Genomic DNA, 4,026 nt, shown 5'->3' on the forward strand with positions numbered 1-4,026 from the left:
CTCATCACACACCCCGTCCACCTGGATGGTGTGCACCACCGGCCACGCTTTGGCCTGGCCGGAGGGGGTGCGGGCCACCAGGGCGGAAAGCTCGCGGGAGAAGTTGACCTTGTCCTCGGCCAGCAGCGCGCCGTTGGCGAACCAGTCGGCCGCATCGCGGGCGGCCTGGGCATCGTCCAGGATACGCACGCCCTTGCCGTCGTAACCGCCGCGCGGGGTCTTCAGCACGATCGGCCAGCCGATCTCGTCGCCGAAGGCGATCAGTTCCGCAACGTTCTCCACCTTGGCCCAACGCGGGTTGGGCAAGCCCAGCTGCTCGATGGCCTGGCGCATCACGAGCTTGTCCTGCGCATGGATCAGGGCCTCGGGGCGGGGCTGGATGTTCACCCCTTCGCTGATCAATGTGCTCAGGTGTTCATTGGGCACGTGTTCGTGGTCGAAGGTGACCACGTCCAGGCCCTTGGCGAAGTGACGCAGCGTATCCAGGTCCTTGTAATCACCCACGGGGCGTCGGGGACGCTGCGGGCCGCCGAGACGTCCTCGGCCTCGGCCAGCACATGTAGTTCGAAGCCAAGATTCAGCGCCTCGGGGGCCATCATGCGGGCCAACTGCCCGCCACCAATTACACCAATTTTCGGAAAGCTCACCCCTCTAGGGTAGCGAAACTCTGGCTCCCGCCCGTTCCCCCGAGCCCCGGCAAGCGCCCATCCACGGTCATTTATCAGGAAAAGCCGATATTATGAACTGTTTGTATCAAGGGATAAGAAAGCTAAATCTGCCAGAATCGCCATCTGTGTGATGTAGGTTCTGGCCCGTGGCAGCGCACCGAGAACGGTGGAGGCGGGCCGCGGCACGTCTGGAGGAAAATGTTCGAACGCATCAGCGTCAAGATCCGTGGACTGGTTTCCACGCTTTGGCGGGAAGTGGCGAAATTCGGTGTCGTCGGCGGGGCCGCTTTTGTGGTCGACTCCGCGATCTATTTGTGGATGCTCTCGGGCCCCATGAGCGATTCGCCGGTGAAGGCCAAGATTGTTGCTGGTGTGGTCGCGACGTTGTTCTCCTGGGTGGCCAACCGCTACTGGACCTTCCGCCACCGCCGCCAGGCGAACGTGGTGCGGGAACTGGTGATGTTCCTGGTCATGAACGCCGTCGGCCTGGGCATCGCGGCAGCCTGTGTGTGGGTGACCAAGTACATGCTCGGCTTGACCGACACCACCAGCGTATTCATCGCCGGTTCGGTGGTCGGGCTGATCCTGGGCACCATCTTCCGCTTTTTCGCCTACAAGTTCTGGGTCTTCGGCGGGGAACGCACCGAAATCCTGCCCGACGCCGAGCCGGCCCTGGTGGGTGCCGCCTCCTCCGAACCGGAAGTCATTGCCGTTCGTTCGCAGGGCGCGCCATCCAGCACCGTGGGGCCGGACACCGGAAGCATCGGGCTGAGCCGACCAGAATCGGCCTAGCGTCCTCTGTCACCATCCACGAGATGATGGGCAAGGTGCCCGCCCCGCAGTACGCGGCGGCGGGCACCTTGCTTTCAACCGTTTCGGGTCTCGTGGCCGGCCGTAGCCTAGTGTTCGGGGTGGCGGGCGGTGACGCGTTCACCCTCCAGCAGCCGCGGGGTGATTTCAACTCCCGGCCCGACCAACACCAGCGCGTCCCCGGCCTGCCACTGGCCGATGGCAAAGGGCAGCAGCCTTTCCATGCCCAGCTCGCTGGAGATCAGGATCGTTCCCTGCGCCGGCCCGGGTGGGAGAAGAGCTGCTCGTAGCTGAGCTCGGCGTTGGCGGTGCGCAGCGCGCTCAGGCCGCCGTCGACCGGTTGCGGGTAGTAGTCGTCGGCAAAGGCGCGTACCTCGGCGTTGTAGTCCTCGGCCGGTCCCAGATCCCCGGTGAAGGACAGGGCCAGTGCGGCCAGGTCCACACCCAGCACGTCCGCGCTTGCCGGAATGTGCTCCCCGGCCGGACGGTCGCTGATCCACAACGCGGCGGTGGCGGATTGCGGGTCGTCGGGGTGATGACGGTCGCCCGTGGTGCCAGGCCGCGACGGCCAGCACCAGGCTCTTCCAGTGGACGGGCAGGTCGAAGACCAGCTCGCTGGCTTCCTGGACGTCGAACAGCTCGGCGAGCAGGTTCGCCGTTTTCGCCACCCAGTTGTCGAAGACCCGTCCGCTCAGTTCAATGCGCTCACCGTCGGCCGAATGCCAGATCAGCCAGGGGGTTGCGTCGGCGCGGCGGGGGCCAAGTAACTTTTCGACGAAAGGTAACGAATTGGTATCGATTGTCATGCTGAACCTCAATCGCTTGCTGGGAATTCACCGGGAATGCGCGGAAGTGGCGACTCGCCCGGATTGGCGGGGGATTTCTCCGGCGTGTTGTGAAGACACAATGCCGAGATCTGTCCATAGAATAACCTCCCCGCTTGACTCTCGAGGAGTTACACCGATGTAATTAGATGGTGCGCCGGACGCCGGTAAGAGTTTTTCGATATTTCGATGGACTAACCGGAGTCGGGGCGTGTGGCATCGTCAGGATGCCTGAGACGAGACGTGTAGCGAAAGGGTCAACATCACCATGGCGAAGATGGAGCAGGGGTACTCCGAGTATTCGACATCGGCTGTTGCGTCCGCCCAGTATGGGGTTCAGGGCGCTCCGTCCGATTGGTTTGTCGATCCGCAGGCCGACGGGGCATCGCAGTCCTCCGTCGCCGCTGATTTGGAGAATGCCGCGGATGCATTCCTGCGTGAACACCAGACCCAGTCGCAGCCGGACGAGGACAACACCGGCTCCTGGGCTCCGGAACTGGATGAAAACGACCAGATGCGTGAGAGCATTAAGGCTGTCTGGCTGGGAATCGGTGGGGAAGTCGACGAGGGTGAACTCGGTTGGCAGGCCCGTGCGCTGTGTGCGCAGACCGACCCGGAGGCTTCTTCCCGGAGAAGGGCGGCTCGACCCGCGACGCCAAGCGTGTCTGCGGGGCCTGCGTGGTCCGCTCCGAATGCCTGGAGTACGCATTGAGTAATGATGAGCGCTTCGGCATCTGGGGAGGCCTGTCCGAGCGTGAACGTCGTCGTCTACGGAAACGAGCAATCTAATTCGCCCGCAAGTTCATGTCACCGCCATCGTTGCCACGCACGATGGCGCTGACTTTTTACCACGCACTTTAGCCGCGCTGCGCAACCAGTCCCGGCCCATTGAACGGTTCATCGGGTTGATGCCAGCTCCACCGACGGCTCCGCCCAGGTGTTGAGCGCCAACCTGCCGTCCAATGCGCTGATCGTCAGGGCGGACAAGCACTCGCTGGGCCTGTCGGTGGCCGAAGCCGTGGCCAGCCTGCCCGATGCCCGCGCGGATCGCGATGAATGGCTGTGGATCATCCACGACGACTCGATGCCGGCCCCCGACGCCCTGGAGGCGCTGACCACGGTGGTTGAGGCCAGCGAGTCGGTGACGATCGCCGGGTGCAAGCTGCTGGACATCGACTCCCCGCGACGGCTGATCGACGTGGGCTGAGCACCGACCGCAAGGCGCAGCGGCTGACCATGGTCGACATCGACGAGGTGGACCAGGGCCAGTACGACGCGCGCAGCGACTACTTTGCGGTCTCCTCCGCCGGCATGTTCATCCGCCGCGACGTGTTCGAGGAGCTGGGCGGCTTTGATCCGGCCCTGCCCGGACGCGGTGACGACATCGACCTGTGCTGGCGCAACCGTCTGGCCGGTCACCGCGTGGTGGTGGTCCCGGCGGCGAAGATGTACCACCGCACGGACGTGCATGCGGCGCTGGCCGGGCCGAAGGAGGCCCGCCGCTCCGAGGTCTACCTGCGCCTGAAGCACGCCTCGGCGCCGGCGCTGCCGTTTGTTTGGCTGGGGATCCTGCTGGCCGGGGTCGGGCATTTCTTCCTCTCGCTGCTGGCCAAGGATCCGGGCCATGCGTTCAACCACCTCGGTGCCACGCTGCGCGGGTTGTTCAGCCCGGTGAAGCTGGCCGCCTCCCGGCGCCAGGCCAAGGCCAGCCGCCGGGTTTCCCG

Annotated in this window: 6 protein-coding genes and 2 pseudogenes; 4 read left to right on the forward strand and 4 right to left on the reverse strand. The window is 64.7% G+C overall.

Features of this window, described 5'->3' with window-relative positions; translation table 11 throughout:
* Nucleotides 1-599, reverse strand: a pseudogene (locus JCM19049_RS09150) (ATP-grasp domain-containing protein); the annotation flags it as partial.
* A 267-nt stretch (nucleotides 600-866) separates the two neighbouring features.
* Here JCM19049_RS09150 and JCM19049_RS09155 point away from each other — a divergent pair.
* On the forward strand, nucleotides 867-1,460 hold the full coding sequence (locus JCM19049_RS09155; RefSeq protein ID WP_054821432.1) for a GtrA family protein: 594 nt from the start codon (nucleotides 867-869) through the stop codon (nucleotides 1,458-1,460).
* Nucleotides 1,461-1,567: 107 nt separating this feature from the next.
* Here JCM19049_RS09155 and JCM19049_RS19770 read toward each other — a convergent pair whose 3' ends face one another.
* The 3 genes and pseudogenes from JCM19049_RS19770 to JCM19049_RS23370 all read right to left on the reverse strand — a co-directional run.
* The gene (locus JCM19049_RS19770) at nucleotides 1,568-1,702 is read right to left on the reverse strand and encodes a hypothetical protein (RefSeq protein ID WP_279402831.1); all 135 of its coding nucleotides are present in this window, start codon (nucleotides 1,700-1,702) and stop codon (nucleotides 1,568-1,570) included.
* Nucleotides 1,703-1,719: 17 nt separating this feature from the next.
* Nucleotides 1,720-1,980 carry a hypothetical protein gene (locus JCM19049_RS09160; RefSeq protein WP_054821433.1) on the reverse strand — a complete coding sequence of 87 codons (261 nt, stop codon included), beginning with the start codon at nucleotides 1,978-1,980 and terminating at the stop codon, nucleotides 1,720-1,722.
* A gap of 97 nt (nucleotides 1,981-2,077) precedes the next feature.
* Nucleotides 2,078-2,284, reverse strand: a pseudogene (locus tag JCM19049_RS23370) (TIGR03089 family protein); the annotation flags it as partial.
* A gap of 615 nt (nucleotides 2,285-2,899) precedes the next feature.
* Here JCM19049_RS23370 and JCM19049_RS23375 point away from each other — a divergent pair.
* The 3 genes from JCM19049_RS23375 to JCM19049_RS09180 form a co-directional block, all read left to right on the forward strand.
* Nucleotides 2,900-3,091 carry a WhiB family transcriptional regulator gene (locus JCM19049_RS23375; RefSeq protein ID WP_374700274.1) on the forward strand — a complete coding sequence of 64 codons (192 nt, stop codon included), beginning with the start codon at nucleotides 2,900-2,902 and terminating at the stop codon, nucleotides 3,089-3,091.
* Nucleotides 3,092-3,242: 151 nt separating this feature from the next.
* Complete coding sequence (locus tag JCM19049_RS09175; RefSeq protein ID WP_054821435.1) at nucleotides 3,243-3,509, forward strand: hypothetical protein; 267 nt, start codon at nucleotides 3,243-3,245, stop codon at nucleotides 3,507-3,509.
* A gap of 29 nt (nucleotides 3,510-3,538) precedes the next feature.
* Nucleotides 3,539-4,026 (forward strand): glycosyltransferase (locus tag JCM19049_RS09180; protein ID WP_279402833.1); only part of this gene is annotated, 488 nt, incomplete at its 3' end.

The sequence above is a fragment of the Arthrobacter sp. JCM 19049 genome, from assembly GCF_001310435.1.

Bases quoted from the DNA above. Each gene is read 5' to 3' on its own strand.
- JCM19049_RS09155 (WP_054821432.1), top strand. From the start codon at position 867: ATGTTCGAACGCATCAGCGTCAAGATCCGTGGACTGGTTTCCACGCTT.
- JCM19049_RS19770 (WP_279402831.1), bottom strand. From the start codon at position 1,702: ATGGAAAGGCTGCTGCCCTTTGCCATCGGCCAGTGGCAGGCCGGGGAC.